This is a genomic window from Pectobacterium aroidearum (genome assembly GCF_041228105.1).
Classification (GTDB): domain Bacteria; phylum Pseudomonadota; class Gammaproteobacteria; order Enterobacterales; family Enterobacteriaceae; genus Pectobacterium; species Pectobacterium aroidearum.
Map to the genome: position 1 here is coordinate 148,716 of NZ_CP166097.1, position 16,856 is coordinate 165,571.

At 54.5% G+C, this 16,856-nt stretch carries 16 protein-coding genes; 11 read left to right on the forward strand and 5 right to left on the reverse strand.

Annotation, left to right across the window (positions count from 1 at the left end):
- The first annotated feature begins 56 nt into the window (after nt 1–56).
- From ugpB to AB8809_RS00635, 6 genes are all read left to right on the forward strand, one after another.
- On the forward strand, nt 57–1,391 hold the full coding sequence (gene ugpB / locus AB8809_RS00610) for a sn-glycerol-3-phosphate ABC transporter substrate-binding protein UgpB (protein ID WP_349855580.1): 1,335 nt from the start codon (nt 57–59) through the stop codon (nt 1,389–1,391).
- 72 nt (nt 1,392–1,463) lie between these two features.
- Nucleotides 1,464–2,351, forward strand: coding sequence for a sn-glycerol-3-phosphate ABC transporter permease UgpA (ugpA, locus tag AB8809_RS00615; RefSeq protein WP_181845690.1), 888 nt, complete (start codon nt 1,464–1,466; stop codon nt 2,349–2,351).
- A gap of 12 nt (nt 2,352–2,363) precedes the next feature.
- Nucleotides 2,364–3,209, forward strand: a complete 846-nt coding sequence (gene ugpE, locus AB8809_RS00620) for a sn-glycerol-3-phosphate ABC transporter permease UgpE (protein WP_012772870.1) — start codon at nt 2,364–2,366, stop codon at nt 3,207–3,209.
- Between the two features lie 25 nt (nt 3,210–3,234).
- On the forward strand, nt 3,235–4,308 hold the full coding sequence (locus AB8809_RS00625; RefSeq protein WP_349855582.1) for a sn-glycerol-3-phosphate import ATP-binding protein UgpC: 1,074 nt from the start codon (nt 3,235–3,237) through the stop codon (nt 4,306–4,308).
- Nucleotides 4,308–5,057, forward strand: a complete 750-nt coding sequence (ugpQ, locus tag AB8809_RS00630; RefSeq protein WP_256542691.1) for a glycerophosphodiester phosphodiesterase — start codon at nt 4,308–4,310, stop codon at nt 5,055–5,057. The genes AB8809_RS00625 and ugpQ overlap by 1 nt, the downstream gene beginning before the upstream one ends.
- 262 nt (nt 5,058–5,319) lie before the next feature.
- Nucleotides 5,320–6,276 (forward strand): AEC family transporter, encoded by a 957-nt coding sequence (locus AB8809_RS00635; RefSeq protein WP_205947371.1) that lies wholly within the window; start codon nt 5,320–5,322, stop codon nt 6,274–6,276.
- 13 nt (nt 6,277–6,289) lie between these two features.
- Here AB8809_RS00635 and AB8809_RS00640 read toward each other — a convergent pair whose 3' ends face one another.
- Complete coding sequence (locus AB8809_RS00640; RefSeq protein ID WP_181830209.1) at nt 6,290–6,586, reverse strand: hypothetical protein; 297 nt, start codon at nt 6,584–6,586, stop codon at nt 6,290–6,292.
- A gap of 196 nt (nt 6,587–6,782) precedes the next feature.
- On the opposite strand from AB8809_RS00640, the gene AB8809_RS00645 reads away from it, so the two are divergent.
- On the forward strand, nt 6,783–7,247 hold the full coding sequence (locus AB8809_RS00645) for a tRNA (cytidine(34)-2'-O)-methyltransferase (RefSeq protein ID WP_349855583.1): 465 nt from the start codon (nt 6,783–6,785) through the stop codon (nt 7,245–7,247).
- A gap of 10 nt (nt 7,248–7,257) precedes the next feature.
- Here AB8809_RS00645 and AB8809_RS00650 read toward each other — a convergent pair whose 3' ends face one another.
- The 4 genes from AB8809_RS00650 to cpxR form a co-directional block, all read right to left on the reverse strand.
- On the reverse strand, nt 7,258–8,058 hold the full coding sequence (locus tag AB8809_RS00650; protein WP_349855585.1) for a DUF3142 domain-containing protein: 801 nt from the start codon (nt 8,056–8,058) through the stop codon (nt 7,258–7,260).
- Entirely contained in the window at nt 8,028–10,202 is a 2,175-nt protein-coding gene (locus AB8809_RS00655) for a hypothetical protein (protein ID WP_349855586.1), read from the reverse strand. The genes AB8809_RS00650 and AB8809_RS00655 overlap by 31 nt, the downstream gene beginning before the upstream one ends.
- Before the next feature lie 190 nt (nt 10,203–10,392).
- On the reverse strand, nt 10,393–11,763 hold the full coding sequence (gene cpxA / locus AB8809_RS00660; RefSeq protein ID WP_010281575.1) for an envelope stress sensor histidine kinase CpxA: 1,371 nt from the start codon (nt 11,761–11,763) through the stop codon (nt 10,393–10,395).
- Entirely contained in the window at nt 11,760–12,458 is a 699-nt protein-coding gene (gene cpxR, locus AB8809_RS00665) for an envelope stress response regulator transcription factor CpxR (protein ID WP_012772878.1), read from the reverse strand. Before cpxR ends, cpxA begins: the two co-directional genes overlap by 4 nt.
- A gap of 153 nt (nt 12,459–12,611) precedes the next feature.
- Here cpxR and cpxP point away from each other — a divergent pair, with 153 nt between their 5' ends.
- The 4 genes from cpxP to pfkA all read left to right on the forward strand — a co-directional run bounded on the left by cpxP (nt 12,612) and on the right by pfkA (nt 16,837).
- On the forward strand, nt 12,612–13,136 hold the full coding sequence (gene cpxP, locus AB8809_RS00670) for a cell-envelope stress modulator CpxP (protein WP_012772879.1): 525 nt from the start codon (nt 12,612–12,614) through the stop codon (nt 13,134–13,136).
- A 397-nt stretch (nt 13,137–13,533) separates the two neighbouring features.
- Nucleotides 13,534–14,721 carry a sugar transporter gene (locus AB8809_RS00675; protein WP_180779137.1) on the forward strand — a complete coding sequence of 396 codons (1,188 nt, stop codon included), beginning with the start codon at nt 13,534–13,536 and terminating at the stop codon, nt 14,719–14,721.
- 43 nt (nt 14,722–14,764) lie between these two features.
- On the forward strand, nt 14,765–15,667 hold the full coding sequence (fieF, locus tag AB8809_RS00680) for a CDF family cation-efflux transporter FieF (RefSeq protein ID WP_012772881.1): 903 nt from the start codon (nt 14,765–14,767) through the stop codon (nt 15,665–15,667).
- 207 nt (nt 15,668–15,874) lie between these two features.
- Complete coding sequence (pfkA, locus tag AB8809_RS00685; RefSeq protein WP_012772882.1) at nt 15,875–16,837, forward strand: 6-phosphofructokinase; 963 nt, start codon at nt 15,875–15,877, stop codon at nt 16,835–16,837.
- The last annotated feature ends 19 nt before the right edge of the window (nt 16,838–16,856 follow it).

Sequence of the window (16,856 nt, forward strand, 5' to 3'; positions counted from 1 at the left end):
CTTCGCATAAAAAACGCCGTGATGATGGCGCATTTAATTGATTGCAGGAGACAGGCATGTTCAACAACACAATTCGTAAAACACATGCTATTCGCACCGCCGCGGCGTGTGTGGCATTAGCGCTGATGAGCGCCAGTGCGCAGGCCGCGACAGAAATTCCTTTCTGGCACTCCATGGAAGGCGAATTAGGGAAAGAAGTGAATTCTCTGGCTGACCGTTTTAACAAAACACACAGCGATGTAAAAATTGTGCCGGTCTATAAAGGCAACTACGAACAGAACCTGGCTGCCGGGATTGCCGCCTACCGCGCCGGGAATGCGCCCGCTATTTTGCAGGTCTATGAAGTCGGTACGGCGACCATGATGGCAAGTAAAGCCATCAAGCCTGTCTATGAAGTCTTCAAAGAGTCAGGCATTGATTTCGATGAGTCGGTGTTTGTGCCGACTGTCTCCGGTTATTACACCGATGCGAAGAGCGGCCACCTGCTGTCGCAGCCGTTTAACAGCTCTACTCCGGTGTTGTACTACAACAAAGATGCCTTCAAGAAGGCCGGTTTAGATCCTGAGCAACCGCCGAAAACCTGGCAGCAAATGGCTGACTACACCGCCAAACTGCGTGCAGCCGGGATGAAGTGCGGCTATGCCAGCGGCTGGCAGGGCTGGATTCAGATTGAAAACTTCAGCGCCTGGCACGGTCTGCCAGTTGCGAGCAAGAATAACGGCTTTGACGGCACCGATGCCGTACTGGAATTCAACAAGCCGACGCAGGTTAAGCACATTCAGCTGTTGCAGGACATGAACAAGAAGGGTGACTTCACCTATTTCGGGCGCAAGGATGAGCCGACCGAGAAATTCTACAACGGCGACTGCGCCATCACGACCGCTTCTTCTGGTTCTCTGGCGAACATCCGGGAACACGCCAAGTTCAACTATGGCGTTGGCATGATGCCATATGACGCTGATGCGAAAGGCGCACCGCAGAACGCCATTATCGGCGGAGCCAGCCTGTGGGTGATGGGCGGTAAAGATGCCGCGACCTACAAAGGCGTGGCAGAGTTTATGAAGTTCCTGGCCGAGCCGGAAAATGCTGCTGAATGGCACCAGAAAACCGGTTACCTGCCAATTACTACTGCGGCGTATGAGCTGACGCAGAAGCAGGGCTTCTACGAGAAAAACCCAGGTGCGGATATCGCCACGCGTCAGATGCTGAACAAGCCACCGTTGCCGTTCACCAAAGGCCTGCGTTTGGGCAACATGCCGCAAATTCGTACCGTTGTGGATGAAGAATTAGAAAGCGTATGGACAGGTAAGAAGACGCCTCAACAGGCGTTGGATAGCGCAGTCGAACGCGGTAACGCGCTGCTGCGTCGCTTTGAGCAATCGACGAAGTAATACGCTTCTGTTGAGCAATACCGGGCCGAAGGGAATCGGCCTGTTTCTTTTCTGTTTGCAATGAGTTACCGCATGACATCATCCCGCCCCGTTTTTCGCAGCAGTTGGTTGCCTTACGTGCTGGTGTTACCTCAACTGCTGATTACCGTGATTTTCTTTATCTGGCCCGCTGGCCAGGCGCTGTGGTATTCGGTGCAGAATCTCGATCCGTTTGGGTTATCCAGCGAATTTGTCGGCATGGAAAACTTCAGGCAGTTGTTCAATAACCCTTACTACCTCGATTCGTTCTATACCACGCTGATATTCAGCTTTCTGGTAGCCGGGTTTGGCATGCTGATTTCACTCTTTCTGGCCGCGCTGGTGGACTATGTGATCCGTGCCAGTCGCCTGTACCAGACGTTGATCATCCTGCCCTATGCTGTGGCACCTGCTGTCGCTGCCGTATTGTGGATGTTCTTATTTAACCCCGGTCTGGGGCTGATTACCCATTTTCTCGGGCTGATGGGCTACACGTGGAACCACGCGCAGCACAGCGGTCAGGCGATGTTTTTAGTCGTCCTTGCGTCGGTCTGGAAGCAGATTAGCTATAACTTCCTGTTCTTTCTCGCGGCGCTGCAATCGATCCCCCGTTCACTGGTAGAAGCGGGCGCGATTGATGGCGCTGGGCCCGTACGGCGTTTCTTCAATCTGGTGTTACCCATGATCTCACCGGTGAGCTTCTTCCTGCTGGTGGTCAATCTGGTGTACGCCTTTTTCGACACCTTCCCGATTATCGATGCCGCGACGGCCGGTGGGCCAGTGCAGTCGACGACCACGCTGATCTACAAAATTTATCGCGAGGGCTTCGCAGGGCTGGATCTGTCCAGTTCGGCAGCGCAGTCGGTGGTGCTGATGATGCTGGTTATCGGGCTGACCATTATTCAGTTCCGTTTTGTTGAACGGAAGGTGAACTATCAATGAAGGTCGATAGCAATGATTGAGAATCGTCGCGGGTTAGATATTTTCAGCCACGTCATGCTGATCGTCGGCATCCTTGCCGTCTTGTTTCCGCTGTACGTGGGGTTTGTGGCCGCCACGCTGGATAATCAGGAAGTCTTTCAGGCGCCGATGACGCTCATCCCCGGTACACACCTGTGGGAAAACCTGCGTTATATCTGGCTGCACGGCGCGGGCAACAACACTACGCCGTTCGGACTGATGCTGCTCAACAGCTTTGTGATGGCACTGGCGATTACGGTGGGCAAAATTACCGTATCGATCCTGTCCGCTTACGCCATCGTCTATTTCCGTTTTCCGCTGCGCAACTTGTTCTTCTGGATGATTTTCCTGACGCTGATGCTGCCGGTGGAAGTACGTATTTTCCCGACGGTGGAAGTGATCGCTCGGCTGGACATGATGGACAGTTACACCGGTTTAACGCTGCCGCTGATGGCCTCGGCGACCGCGACTTTCCTGTTTCGCCAGTTTTTTATGACGCTGCCGGATGAGCTGATGGAAGCGGCACGTATCGACGGCGCCAGCCCGATGCGTTTCTTCTTCGACATGGTTTTACCGCTGTCGAAGACCAATCTGGCGGCGCTGTTCGTGATCACGTTCATCTACGGCTGGAACCAGTATCTGTGGCCGCTGCTGATTATCAGCGATGCCAATCTGGGGACTGCGGTCGCCGGGATTAAAAGCATGATTGCTTCCGGCGATGGCGCGACCCAGTGGAATCAGGTGATGGCCGCTATGCTGCTGACCATGCTGCCGCCGCTGCTGGTGGTGTTACTGATGCAGCGCTGGTTCGTTCGCGGTCTGGTCGACAGCGAAAAATAAATCGAGACGAATTTCGGAAACGCTTATGGCATGTTTAAAACTTCAGGCCGTCACCAAGTCTTACGATGGCAAAACACAGATTATCCAACCCATCGATCTGGATGTCGCTGACGGCGAATTCGTGGTGATGGTGGGTCCATCGGGTTGCGGTAAATCGACGCTGCTGCGCATGGTGGCAGGCCCCGAACGCACCACCAGCGGCGATATCTATATTGATAACCAGCGGGTCACCGATCTGGAACCGAAAGATCGCGGTATTGCGATGGTGTTCCAGAACTATGCGCTTTATCCCCATATGAACGTGTTCGACAACATGGCTTACGGCCTGAAAATCCGTGGTTTCGGCAAGGCGCAGATTCGTGAGCGTGTTGAAGACGCTGCGCGCATTCTGGAGCTGATGCCGCTGCTGCAACGCAAACCGCGTGAGCTATCAGGCGGCCAGCGTCAGCGCGTGGCGATGGGGCGGGCGATTGTACGTGAACCGGCGGTGTTCCTATTTGATGAACCGTTGTCGAATCTGGATGCCAAACTGCGCGTACAGATGCGGCTGGAATTGCAGCAACTGCACCAGCGCCTGAAAACTACCAGTCTGTACGTCACGCACGATCAGGTTGAAGCCATGACACTGGCGCAGCGCGTCATCGTCATGAACAAAGGGATCGCCGAGCAAATTGGCGCGCCGGCTGATATTTATCGCCGCCCGGCCTCGCTATTTGTGGCCAGTTTTATTGGCTCACCTGCCATGAACCTGTGGTCGGGCCGCATTAGCGATGACGGCTGCCGCTTTGAAATCGGCGGCGACATCGCGCTGGCGCTGCCTGAGCCGAAGCCGCAGTGGCGCGGTAAAGCATTGACGCTGGGGGTACGACCGGAGCATATTCAGCTGGCAACGCGCGAAACCGACGGTATTCCGTTGCAGATCGACACACTCGAACTGCTGGGCGCGGATAATTTAGCGCACGGTAAGTGGGGCGGACAGAACGTGATCGCGCGGCTCTCTTATGAGCACTGTCCCGCCATTGGTTCGACGCTTTGGCTGCATTTACCGACGTCATCCTGGCACCTGTTTGATTCGCAAAGCGGATTACGGATGGAATAATGGAAACAATCTGGCCTTACCCGAGCATTGTCGCCCATCGCGGCGGTGGTTCACTGGCACCGGAAAACACGCTGGCGGCGATTGATGTTGGCGCCAGCCTCGGTCACAAGATGATCGAATTTGATGCCAAGCTGTCGCAGGACGGCCAGATTTTCCTCCTGCACGACGACACGCTTGAGCGCACCAGCAATGGCTGGGGCATTGCAGGAGAACTGCCGTGGGACAAGCTGGTCGGGCTGGATGTCGGCGGCTGGTACGGCCATAAATTTGTTGGTGAACGCCTGCCGCTGCTATCGGAAGTGGCAAAACGCTGCGTGCAGTATGGCATGGCGGCCAATATCGAGATTAAACCCACTACCGGATATGAAACCGAAACCGGACGGGTGATTGCGCTGGCGGCGCGTCAGCTGTGGGCCGATCATCCGGTTGCACCGCTACTGTCATCGTTCTCCATCGATGCCCTGGAAGCCGCGCAGCAGGCTGCACCGGAACTCCCGCGCGGGCTGTTACTGGATGAATGGGACGAGGGCTGGCTGACGCTAACGCAGCGTCTGGGATGCGTGTCCATCCACCTGAATCACAAACTGCTGACGGCAGAGCGCGTTGCGGCGCTGAAAGCCGCGGGTTTACGCATTCTGGTTTATACCGTTAACCAACCTGATCGCGCGCAAACTTTGCTGGATTGGGGCGTTGACTGTATCTGTACTGACCGGATAGATTTAATTGGGGCAAGCTTCGCGACCGGCTGAGATCTGCCTTATACCCGTCATACTTCAAGCTGCTTGTGCGTTGGCTGCCTTTGCTCACCCCAGTCATTTACCTGAGTAAGCTCCTGGGGATTCTCGCAGTTGCCGCATGACAAGGCCATAAATGGGCCTTGCCCTAAAGGGTCAACGCATAGCGTTGTTCAAAACGCTAACGTTTTGTCACGCAACTCGAATTATTTAGGGTATATCTCCGTAATAACGGATCCCCTTTCTGACTTGGTGCCGGTAATAAGGAAGTGGCTTCATGCCCGCATTTATTGTTTCGCTTTGGCACCAGATTTTTCTGTCGTTACCCCTCTTTGTTCTGATTGCGCTCGGCTACAGCCTGATTCGCTACGGTAAATGGCCGACTACCGTGACCGACGGCATGACGCGCTTTGTCTTCTCCGTCGCCATGCCCGCCATGCTGTTCCGCCTGATGTCGGATTTCTCCCAACGTCCTGTGGTGGACGCTCGGCTGCTGATCGCCTTTTTCGGCGGCTGCCTGCTGGTGTTTGTCTTAGGCCGCATCGTGGCGCGCAAGATCTTTCATCTCGATGGCGTCTCCGGCTCGCTGTTTGCACTGAGCGGCATCTTTTCCAATAACGTGATGCTGGGGCTGCCGATTGCCACGCTGATGCTGGGTGAAGAAGCGATTCCGTCGGTCGCGCTGGTGGTGGTGTTTAACGGGCTGATTTTGTGGACGTTGGTGACGGTGTCGGTGGAATGGGCGCGTAACGGGGCGTTGTCGCTGCAAGGCTTTACCAAAACCGCGCTGGGTGTGCTGAAGAACCCGCTGATTATCGGCATTCTGTCCGGTACGGCGTTCAGCCTGACCGGCTTGCCGCTGCCGTCATATATCGATCAGCCGCTTTCCATGCTGGGGCAGATTGCCGCACCGCTGTCGCTGGTGGCGTTGGGGATGGGGCTGGCGGAATACCGCGTGCGTGACGGTTGGCAGATCAGTACGGCGATTTGCACGATCAAGCTGCTGGTACAGCCGCTGGTGATCTGGGGGATTGCGATTGCACTTGGCCTGCCGGAAATGGAAACGCGTGCAGTTGTGCTGCTGGGGTCGATGGCGGTGGGCGTCAACGTCTATCTGATGTCGCGCCAGTTTGGTGTGCTGGGTGGCCCAGTGGCATCAAGCCTGCTGCTATCAACGGCGATGGCGGCATTAACCACGCCGTTGATTCTGACGCTGATGGGTGTGCGGTTATAAGGCCGCAGCAGCCTCAGGGGTTCTGTTTAATTGGCGGTGGCGGCGTGGTTCTCTGCGACCGCTCTAAATCTTTCTGTAGCTGCTGTTGGCGCTGTTGCTGCAATTGCTGGTTGCGCTGCTGGAGCTGCTGATTCAATTGCTGTTGCTGCACTTTCTGGCTCTGCTGCATATTCTGCTGCAACTGTTTCTGGCTGCTGATGCCGCTCTCAAACTGCTGCTGGGGCGTGGGCGCTTGTGTCGTGTTGGCGCTTGCCAGAAGCGGCAGGCCGAGCAGCACAGCACAGGCCAGTAATGTCGTAGGGTGTTTCATTAAACCTCCACACAGGCTGTATGCCCGCATCGTGTTTTCATCAGTACATTAGCCTGATGTGTTTCCTTAAGTGTAATCGCTGTAGAGGAAAACGTCGTGCAGAGTAATCCGCAATCCTGCACGCACAGGTTTTGGGTTGCCCTGTTGGAATGCGTTATACTGCGGCGGAATTTTCCTTCGTGGTTGACGTTATCTCATGTTCCATATCGCGCTCTATGAGCCTCAAATTGCACCAAACACCGGCAATATTATCCGACTGGCGGCTAACAACGGCTGTACGCTTCATTTGATTGAACCGCTGGGGTTTGATTTTGAAGAGAAAAAACTGCGCCGTGCAGGGCTGGATTATCACGATCTGGCGAACGTCAGCCGTCATAAAAATTATCAGGACTTTCTGGCCGCCGTTCCCGGCAAGCGCATCTTCGCCTGTACCACCAAAGGCAGTCGCCCTTATGACCAGCCAGCCTACCAGTCAGGTGATGTCTTGCTGTTTGGCTCGGAAACGTCGGGGTTACCGGATGAGATTCGCAATGGCTTTGAATCGGATTTCCGTATCCGCATCCCTATGCAGTCCAACAATCGCAGCCTGAACCTGTCGAATGCGGTAGCGATCATCAGCTATGAAGCCTGGCGGCAAAACGGCTTCGGCGGTTGCCTGTAGCCACGACTGGTTACAGCCTGCCGGTGGCGGATTTTTTCAGTGGCGGATTCACCAGAAACACCACCTCCCCGCGATAATACGGTGAAGTGGCAAGGCGCTGCTGCCACTGCGGTTCCCACTTGCCGTTTTGTACCAGCCCTACCCGAAAAGGCAGAGTGAGCTTCATCAGCGCGGGTAGGTACTCGGCGTAGTTGGTAATGGTGTTACGCCCCTGATAGGTCTGTACCACCACTTCATCGAGCTTACCCTGTAAGCGGTTCAACGCCGACACATCCCCGGTTTTTGACCAGTCGAGCAGCCCGGTAATGCTGAGTTGACAATCCTCGGGTAAACGCTCACGCAGCTGTGTCAAAAACGCGACATAGCCAGCCAACTGATAGCTTTTCGCGTCAAAGTCGATCTGAATCCCGACAACCTGATTACCGTGGCGCTGCCATTTTTCCCGTAGCTTTAGCATCCGGTTCAGATGGCGATCGGAAAGTTCCAGCGTGGTCATGCGGAAAGCCAGCCAGACGCGGTTAACACGCAGCTGGCTCGGTGGGATCCCTTGGCGCAAAAACACGACCTTGCCCTGACGGCGAGCCACTTCTCCCTGATGCAGGTACAACGTCTGGGCCTGATGCAGGATGGGCTGCGGCTTTACCGCTGCCCACAGCCAGAAATTCTGATAGCGTGTCGCATCGACGGTGGTGTTCGCCGCGTTGACGGTTGAAGGTGCTGCGTTAACGGAAGTGGCCTGCGTACAGAATGAGAGTATGCAGGCCAGCACGATTGACGGCGTTACCAGTAATAATCGAGCTTGTCTGCCCACACGCTGCCTTTGTATTTGGTTTTCAGTTGAGTAAACCAGGCTTTGCGGGTTGCCTTGCTGATTTCCTGTGGACCACAGTCGTTATAGCCGCTCGGCGCATAGCAGTAGACCGCGCGATACAGGGCATAGGTTTTGTCTTCCGGTGGCGCTTTCGGATCGGCAATCACCTTCATATAACCATCCAGACGGTTATATTCGGTGCCGACGAATTGTGTTGGCGCGTTGGTGAGCCCGCTCAACATGCTGCCTTCACCCCAGTCGAAGCCCACGCTGTTATTGGTGCGCAGGAAGAACTCGCCGAGGCAGTTAATCGCACGCGCGTCATTCGGCCGTTGGTTCAGTGTTGTGACCACGTCATTCAGCGCCGGACATTGATAGTCTTCTTCGGTGTCGCTGCCATCCCAGTCAAAGGCCGTCAGATCTTCCTGATTCCAGCTTTGATTTTCGCTGCTGACCAGTGGGGCGATGTCTTTTCGCAACTGAACATCCTTGAGATAGCTGGCGTAATCACCGTGGGTCAGCGATTTGGTTAACAGCGTATGCAGCGCAATGGCCCGCTCCTCATGGCTCTGCTGCGCGCCCGTTTGCTGACGGAGTAAATCGGCGTTGGCGCTAATCTTTAGCACGGCGGAACGGAAACGCAGGTTTTTCACCGGGCTATCGGCGGTAAAAATTCGCTCGGGATGGCCTGCCTTGACCAGCGTTTCTGCCAGAGCCAATTGCAGGAACTGATTTTGCGTGTACCCCATCTTGCGTGTTAACAGCTGGCGCCAGTGCGCTTCTGCCTCATCCCAGCGCTCCAGACGTACCAGCGCCCGACCGCGTAATACTTGCAGACTAAAACGCACGGTATCGGTCAGATCGTTTTCCTGCGTAGCGGGAACGCTGTTAACCACAGCGGCGTAATCTTTTTGACCATAAAACAGCTGGGCGGCTTGAAGGTAGCTGAACGCGTCCTGCATGTTGTCTTGCTCAAACAACGGTTTCTGCGCGGCCAGTTCTTCGGTGGATAAGGCGGGTAAGGCTAGCCAGCCTTCATCCGAACGCAAGCGCTTGAGATCTTGCACCATCGTCAACGGTGCGCTGCCCGGCGCACTGGTGAATTGCCGATTTTCCAGCAGCTTATTGTCGATCTCATCGTTCAATTCAAGGAGGTCTTCGACGTCGGTGGTGCCGTCCAGTTCGTGTTGGTACGTTTTCGCCAGGGCATTCGTATCATTCATGATCCAGTATGCGCGGCGATACAGTCCGTTAGCGGAATCGACGTATTGCCCCTCGGGATACTGTTTCAGGTAGTCATCAATATGCTGAACGGCCAACTGAGCAGCGGTCTTATCGGCTTTACTGGCGTCGAACATGTTGTATTCATCAAGCGCGTTTTCCATGGCTTTATTGATTGCCACGCGAATCAGCATATAGCGTGAAGTTTCGGCCACCCAGGGCTGTGGTGATGATACCAACGCCTGAAAACCGCTTTCCGCCTCATCAAAGTGACCCTGATAGAACGCCAGAACCGCGAACAAATATTGCATAAGTGCGCCGGCATGCCCTTCGTCCGGCAGGCTTGCGAGACCTTCGTTCAGCGCGTCTTTGGTATACAACGGATTGAGGAGATTCACCCGCTGATGTGCCAGCAGCGTGCGCTGTTCCTCTGTGAGCTGTTTATCCGCCAACAGGACGTCGAAGAACGCCTCCAACGTGGAGAGCGCATTGGAAATATGCCGTCCTTCGTTATCATCAGGCGAAAACGTGGAGATAGTGCTCTGAACGGACAAAGGAAGGTGCAGTTGCTTCGCTTTGTTGAGCGTCGAGAGGTAAGGTGCATCAGCCGTGACGTCCTCTCCTGACTCTGACGTCTGAGGTGTTTCCGTCGCCGCGATCCCCATGACTCGGTAGGCCGTGAAAGGGTCGATACGTGAACGCGCTTGATCGGGTAAAGGATGGGGTAACGGAAGCGAAATTCCGTGGAGACGGCTTTGCAGTAACATCAGATTCGTACGCGTGTCATTACCCGGTTGCAGGTAAGGCAGGGCGGACATGCCACATTCTGAGTCGGAAAAGCCGCACACTCCATCGCTGGAACTGAATGCCTGACTGCTCATTAACGCGGTCAGTACGCCAGCCAGCAGCGTTACTCCTTTCATGGTTGGTATCCTTCATTTAACACGGGTCTTGCCTGTTTTCGGCATGAGTGGCGATCACTCTACGCAATCGCGTAAAAAACGCAATCCAGTGTAACTTTGAGAAGGTAAACAGAACATGACAGGTGCCCTATCGGGCACCTGAATGTGAGTTGTCGCGGGAACGTCGGCGGTGGGGAAGAACCTGTCCGATTTACCGTTGATGCAGCGGTAGCCAGATGATTAAACGCAACCCGCCCAGCGGGCTGTCTTCTGCTTTGACCCAGCCCTTGTGCTGCGTAATGGCGGTTTCCACAATCGCGAGGCCTAAACCGCTGCCGCCGGATTCGCGATCGCGCGCTTCATCGGTACGGTAGAAGGGGCGGAAAATCTGTTCGCGATCTTCCGGGCTCACGCCGGGGCCGTCATCATCCACTTTGATGGTGATGCCCTGATTATCCACTGAGAAGGCCACTTCGATGTGGTTGTGGGAATAACGTAGCGCGTTGCGCACGATATTCTCCAGCGCACTGTCGAGCGAGGCAGGGTTGCCAAAGAGCGTCCACGGCCCCGGTGGATAAGGAACTTCCAATGTTTTCCCCATCTGCTCGGCTTCAAAGGCGGCATCGTCCAGCACATTGCCCCACAGCTCATCGGCACGCAGGAACTCGCGGGTCAGTTCGTTCTTGTGCTGATTGCGTGAGAGTACTAGCAGATCGTTAATCATGCTGTCGAGCCGTTGGGTTTCCGTCTCGATGCGGTTCAGCTCATTGCCTTCCCCCTGACGCCGACGCAGCAGCGCCGTCGCCAACTGCAAGCGCGTCAACGGCGTACGCAACTCATGAGAGATATCCGACAGCAGGCGCTGCTGTGCGGTGACCATCCGTTCCAGCGCGCTGACCATCTGGTTAAAGCTGACGCCCGTCGCCTGAAATTCCTGCGGGCCGGACTCCAGCTCAGGGTGCTGGCGTAAGTTGCCTTTGGCTACTTCGTCGGCGGCGTGTTTGAGCTTACGTGCGGGTTTCGCCAAACTCCAGGCGAGCCACAGCAACAGCGGTGAACTGATCAGCATGGTGAAGATCAACAGCAGTAGAGGGCGGTCAAACAGCAGGCTGATGAAATCTGACTGCGGGCTGCTGGCAGGACGAATGAGGTAGAGCTGATAGTTGTCATCACCATCGCGGATCGCAAAAGGGCCGAGAAGCTCAATGCGGCCGTAATTTTTCTTTTGCGGGTGATCGGCGTTATCCGACAGCCCGATAAAATTACGCACAATTGGGGTTTCATGCTTCTCTACGCCGAAGATACGGCCTTCACTGGTGACCAGAAAAAGGCGCTGTCCCGGCGGAGCCCACTTCTCCAACACCCAGAACAGCCGTAGCCACCAGCGCAGATCGTTGGCAGGCGTGTTGGCAAGGTCTGCTTCAATATGCTGTTCCAGCATGATGCCCTGCCGCTGCTCGTTTTCCAGCAGGGCGGTAAGCTGGCGCGAGTCCAGCTTGGGCACCATCAGAACCAGCATGAGTACCAGCGCCAGCGTTAACCAAAAAATGGCAAAAATACGGGCGGTCAAACTATTGATCATGCAGCCGATACCATCAAATAGCCTCGTCCACGCAGCGTTTTAAACCAGGGCAAGCCATCCTTGCGTTCTGGCAGTTTACGACGCAGGTTCGAGATGTGCATATCGATCGCACGGTCAAACGGCGTCAGTCGTTTCCCCAGCACTTCCTGGCTTAAATGTTCGCGTGAAACCACCTGTCCCAGCCGCTGTGCCAGCAGATAGAGCAGCGTGAATTCTGTGCCCGTCAAATCCAGTACGATATCGTCAAAGCTGGCTTCCTGACGTCCGGGGTTCAGACGCAGGCCGTCGACTTCCAGCGTCGGCGCGCTGTTATCGCCCGCTTGCTGTTGATCGGTCCAATTGGAACGGCGGAGAATCGCGCGAATACGCGCCACCAGTTCTCTGTCGTTAAAGGGCTTCGGCAGATAGTCATCCGCACCCAGTTCCAGACCAAGAACGCGGTCTAATTCACTGCCGCGGGCAGTCAACATGATGACCGGCGTTTGATGCTGCTGTCGTAGTTCTTTTAATGTATCGATACCGTTTTTCTTCGGCATCATCACATCCAGTAATAACAGGTCAATGGTGTTATCTAATACCTGTAACGCCTGCTCGCCGTCGTAGGCGACAACGACGTTAAAACCTTCCATTTCGAGCAACTCTTTCAATAAAGATGTCAGCTCTCTATCGTCATCAACCAGCAGAATTTTATTCATGTTTTCTCTACCTCCAAGGGCAAAATACGACATAGATTAGCGCTATTCCATGACTTTACGTAGTTTTACATCCTCTGACGCATGTTTGCAGCAAGATGCGTAGACTCCTGCTCATTGATTCACAAAATGACGTACCGCTCTGGAGAGTTATCGATGCAACAGTTCGCAACCTTATCTCTTGCTTCACTGCTTATGCTAGGCACTTTTACCGCCGTTGCAGCAGAAAGTGGAGACGCCCCGGCGAGCGGCTGGCATATCGATGATTCCGCCACAAAAGGGGTCTCCGGCCAGCAAGGTATGTTTGATGGCGTGAGGCTGACTGAGCAACAGCGTCAGCAAATGCGTGATTTGATGCACCAGAGCCGTCAGGACAAACCGGCGTTTAATGCCGAAGATGTTAAAGCCATGCACAAGTTGGTGACGGCAGAAACGTTTGATGAAGCGGCGGTGCGAGCGCAGATAACCCGAATGATGAGTGTGCAGATTGAGCGTCAGATTCAGATGACCCGAGTGCGCAACCAAATGTATAACCTGCTGACGCCGGCGCAGAAAGAGATCTTAGATGTGAAGCATAAGCAACGCATGAAAGAGATGCAGCAGCAGATATCCATGTTTAACCAGATGGCCGCGCCAGCACCAGGTACGACAAACCAGACTGAGACAGAGAATCCCGAGTAGTAGCGCTAGTGTAGTAAGTAGTCTGTAGTAAACGTAGTGCAGTCCGAGTAGTAATGTGTAGTAGGTACACACCCTGTTTTTCCTTGCCATAGACACCATCCCTGTCTTTTTGCCCTCCATGATGGAGGGTTTTTTTTGCCTAAAATTCGGCACGAAAAAATCAGCACAATATGAGATATAACGCGTAGAATATGAGCACCAAAAATGATGCTCATGAATGCTCCCTTACCTGTCCTCAGGCTTTTGGCTGACATCCTCATAAAAGCACGCTGAAACACCCTTGGCAGCTCGCCGATTACATGGCGATGTCATACTTTCCCTGTACCATTGCTCCATCGCGCTAGCCTCTGCCACGACAGAGGGCGCATTCTTTTATTTTAACTTTGATATCAATGCCATGACCCGTTCTTCCCGTTCGACCGCCTGGTTACGCGTCGTCAGCCTTTCTCTGGCGGCATTCATTTTTAACACCGCGGAATTTGCCCCTGTTGCGTTGTTGTCAGATATCGCCGCCAGCTTTTCCATGAGCGCCGCGCAGGTTGGGCTGATCATTACGATTTACGCCTGGGTGGTCGGGCTGATGTCGTTACCCTGTATGCTGCTGTCCAGCGATATGGAACGACGTAGCCTGTTGATCAAAATCTTTATCCTGTTCGCTATCAGTAATGTGCTATCCGGTCTGGCCTGGAACTATTGGGTGCTGGTGATCGCCCGTATCGGTGTGGCACTGGCTCACGCAATATTCTGGTCGATTACGGCATCGCTGGTGGTGCGTCTGGCGCCCGCGGACAAAAAGGCGCAGGCATTAAGCCTGCTGGCGACCGGCACGGCGTTGGCGCTGGTGCTGGGGTTACCGCTGGGACGTGTGGTCGGTCAGTATCTGGGGTGGCGTGTGACGTTTGTCCTGATTGGCCTGATTGCTGCGGCGATTATGGTGGGTCTGATGAAACTGCTGCCCGTGTTGCCAAGCAGCAATTCCGGTTCATTGAAGAGTTTGCCTCTTCTGCTGAAACGTCCGGCGCTGCTGTGCGTGTACGGCCTGACCGTCATGATCGTGACGGCGCATTTTACCGCCTACAGTTATATTGAGCCGTTTATCCAGAAAGTGGCGTTGTTGAGTGAGAACTTCACGACCATCTTGCTATTGATTTTTGGCGGTGCCGGAATCATTGGTAGCATGCTGTTCAGCCGTTACAGCAGTAAGTATCCGGCGGGCTTTCTGATTGTCTCTTTCGCGTTTCTGGCAGCATGTTTGCTGTTACTGCTGCCGTTGTCATTTAGCGGCTGGAGCCTGTCGACGCTGTGCATCGTCTGGGGAATCGCCATTATGGCGCTGAGCCTGGGTATGCAGGTCAAAGTGCTGACGCTGGCATCGGATGCAACGGATGTGGCAATGGCGCTCTATTCGGGGATTTATAACATTGGCATCGGCGGCGGTGCGCTGCTGGGCAATCAGGTTATTATCCATTTGGGCTTGCCCGACATCGGCTTCATGGGGGCGGCGATGGCGATGCTGGCGACGGTATGCTGTATTTTGACGTTTGTTCGCTATTCCCGTGTGTTAAAAACATCATTAACGAGTTGAACGTGGGTAACAACCCAGGCGATCGGTTTTCTGTGAGGGCATGATGAATCCACACTATGCACGTCTGGTGACGCTGGCCGCCGTGAGCGCAACTGCCGTGGCGCTGGTGCTGTTCATAATGAAAGTGTTTGCCTGGTGGCACACGGGGTCGGTGAGCCTGTTGGCGTCACTGGTTGATTCGCTGGTGGATATCGCCGCGTCGCTGGTGAACCTGCTGGTGGTGCGCTATTCGTTGCAGCCGGCGGATACTGAACATGCGTTCGGCCACGGTAAAGCGGAATCGCTGGCCGCACTGGCGCAGAGCATGTTTATCTCTGGCTCGGCGCTGTTCCTGATTCTGACGGGACTGCAACACTCGCTGGAACCGCAGACGCTGCACGCGCCGGAAGTGGGGATGTGGGTGACGCTCATTGCGCTAGTCGCCACGCTGCTGCTGGTATCGTTCCAGCGCTGGGTCGTGAAGCGTACGCACAGTCAGGCGGTTCGTGCGGACATGCTGCATTATCAGTCCGACCTGTTGATGAACGGTGCGATTCTGGTGGCGTTGGCGCTCAGTTGGAAAGGCATTACGCGTGCCGACTCCCTGTTTGCTCTGGGTATCGGCGGCTACATTTTATATAGCGCGTTACGCATGGGGTATGACGCCGTGCAGTCACTGCTGGATCGGGCGCTGCCGGATGATGAGCATCGTGCTATTGCTGAGGTGATTGTTAACTGGCCGGGCATTCGTGGCGCACATGCGTTGCGTACCCGACGTTCCGGCCCAACACGTTTTATTCAACTGCATCTGGAAATGGATGATGCACTGCCGCTGGTTCAGGCACATCAAATTGCAGACGATCTGGAGCAGGCATTACTTAAACGCTTTCCGGGGGCTGACATTATTATCCATCAGGATCCGGTTTCCGCCGTGCCGGAAAATCAGCGTGGCAGGCTGACGGCGTAGTTGACCGTGTTTTCAGCATTTTATGTTAAAAACGTGATAGGCCATGAAAATTTATGCACAATTTAGCCTGACCTGAATCAATTCAGCTTCGGGTGTTTGTTATAATATGCTAATAAAAGAATAAGGCGTTGCCGCCTGTTTCACGGCGGTGGTGAATTTACGATAGAAGAATCCTGCAAAATTACATCTACAAGTCCAGAGGTTGTCATGATTAGAAGAATCGGAGTGTTGACGAGCGGTGGCGATGCACCAGGTATGAATGCGGCAATTCGTGGTGTGGTTCGCGCTGCACTAACGGAAGGGCTGGAAGTTTACGGCATTTATGATGGTTATCAGGGCTTGTACGAAGATCGCATGGAGCAGTTGGATCGCTACAGCGTATCGGATGTGATTAACCGTGGCGGCACGTTTCTGGGATCTGCGCGTTTCCCGCAGTTTCGTGACGAAGCAGTGCGTCAGGTTTGCGTAGAAAATATGAAAAGACGCGGTCTGGATGCGCTGGTTGTTATCGGCGGTGACGGTTCCTATATGGGGGCTAAGCGTCTGACCGAAATGGGTTTCCCTTGTATCGGCTTGCCCGGCACGATCGATAACGATGTGGCGGGTACGGACTACACGATCGGCTACTTTACCGCGCTGGAAACCGTGCTGGAAGCGATTGACCGCCTGCGTGATACCTCCTCTTCACACCAGCGTATTTCCATTGTTGAAGTCATGGGACGCCACTGCGGTGACCTGACGCTGGCGGCGGCGATTGCCGGCGGTTGTGAATTCATCGTTCTGCCGGAAGTACCATTCAGCCCGGAAGATCTGGTCTGCGAAATCAAAGCGGGTATCGAGAAAGGCAAAAAACACGCGATTGTGGCTATCACTGAACTGGTGTGCGACGTCGATGAGCTGGCGAAATACATTGAAAAAGAAACGGGGCGCGAAACCCGTGCGACCGTACTCGGCCACATTCAGCGCGGTGGTTCTCCGGTTGCATATGACCGCATTCTGGCTTCGCGCATGGGTGCCTACTCTATCGAGTTGCTACAGCAGGGTTACGGCGGCCGCTGCGTCGGTATCCAGAATGAAAAAATGGTACACCACGACATCGTTGATGCCATCGAGAACATGAAGCGTCCTTTCAAAGGGGACTGGCTGGATACGGCGAAAAAGCTGTTCTGATCCCAAAAAGCTGATGCTT

Coding starts and splice junctions, on each gene's coding strand:
- AB8809_RS00645 (WP_349855583.1), top strand. CDS start 6,783: ATGTTCCATATCGCGCTCTATGAGCCTCAAATTGCACCAAACACCGGC.
- ugpQ (WP_256542691.1), top strand. CDS start 4,308: ATGGAAACAATCTGGCCTTACCCGAGCATTGTCGCCCATCGCGGCGGT.
- cpxR (WP_012772878.1), bottom strand. CDS start 12,458: ATGAATAAAATTCTGCTGGTTGATGACGATAGAGAGCTGACATCTTTA.
- ugpE (WP_012772870.1), top strand. CDS start 2,364: ATGATTGAGAATCGTCGCGGGTTAGATATTTTCAGCCACGTCATGCTG.
- fieF (WP_012772881.1), top strand. CDS start 14,765: ATGAATCCACACTATGCACGTCTGGTGACGCTGGCCGCCGTGAGCGCA.
- AB8809_RS00625 (WP_349855582.1), top strand. CDS start 3,235: ATGGCATGTTTAAAACTTCAGGCCGTCACCAAGTCTTACGATGGCAAA.
- AB8809_RS00635 (WP_205947371.1), top strand. CDS start 5,320: ATGCCCGCATTTATTGTTTCGCTTTGGCACCAGATTTTTCTGTCGTTA.
- ugpA (WP_181845690.1), top strand. CDS start 1,464: ATGACATCATCCCGCCCCGTTTTTCGCAGCAGTTGGTTGCCTTACGTG.
- AB8809_RS00640 (WP_181830209.1), bottom strand. CDS start 6,586: ATGAAACACCCTACGACATTACTGGCCTGTGCTGTGCTGCTCGGCCTG.
- AB8809_RS00655 (WP_349855586.1), bottom strand. CDS start 10,202: ATGAAAGGAGTAACGCTGCTGGCTGGCGTACTGACCGCGTTAATGAGC.
- AB8809_RS00675 (WP_180779137.1), top strand. CDS start 13,534: ATGACCCGTTCTTCCCGTTCGACCGCCTGGTTACGCGTCGTCAGCCTT.
- cpxP (WP_012772879.1), top strand. CDS start 12,612: ATGCAACAGTTCGCAACCTTATCTCTTGCTTCACTGCTTATGCTAGGC.
- ugpB (WP_349855580.1), top strand. CDS start 57: ATGTTCAACAACACAATTCGTAAAACACATGCTATTCGCACCGCCGCG.
- pfkA (WP_012772882.1), top strand. CDS start 15,875: ATGATTAGAAGAATCGGAGTGTTGACGAGCGGTGGCGATGCACCAGGT.
- cpxA (WP_010281575.1), bottom strand. CDS start 11,763: ATGATCAATAGTTTGACCGCCCGTATTTTTGCCATTTTTTGGTTAACG.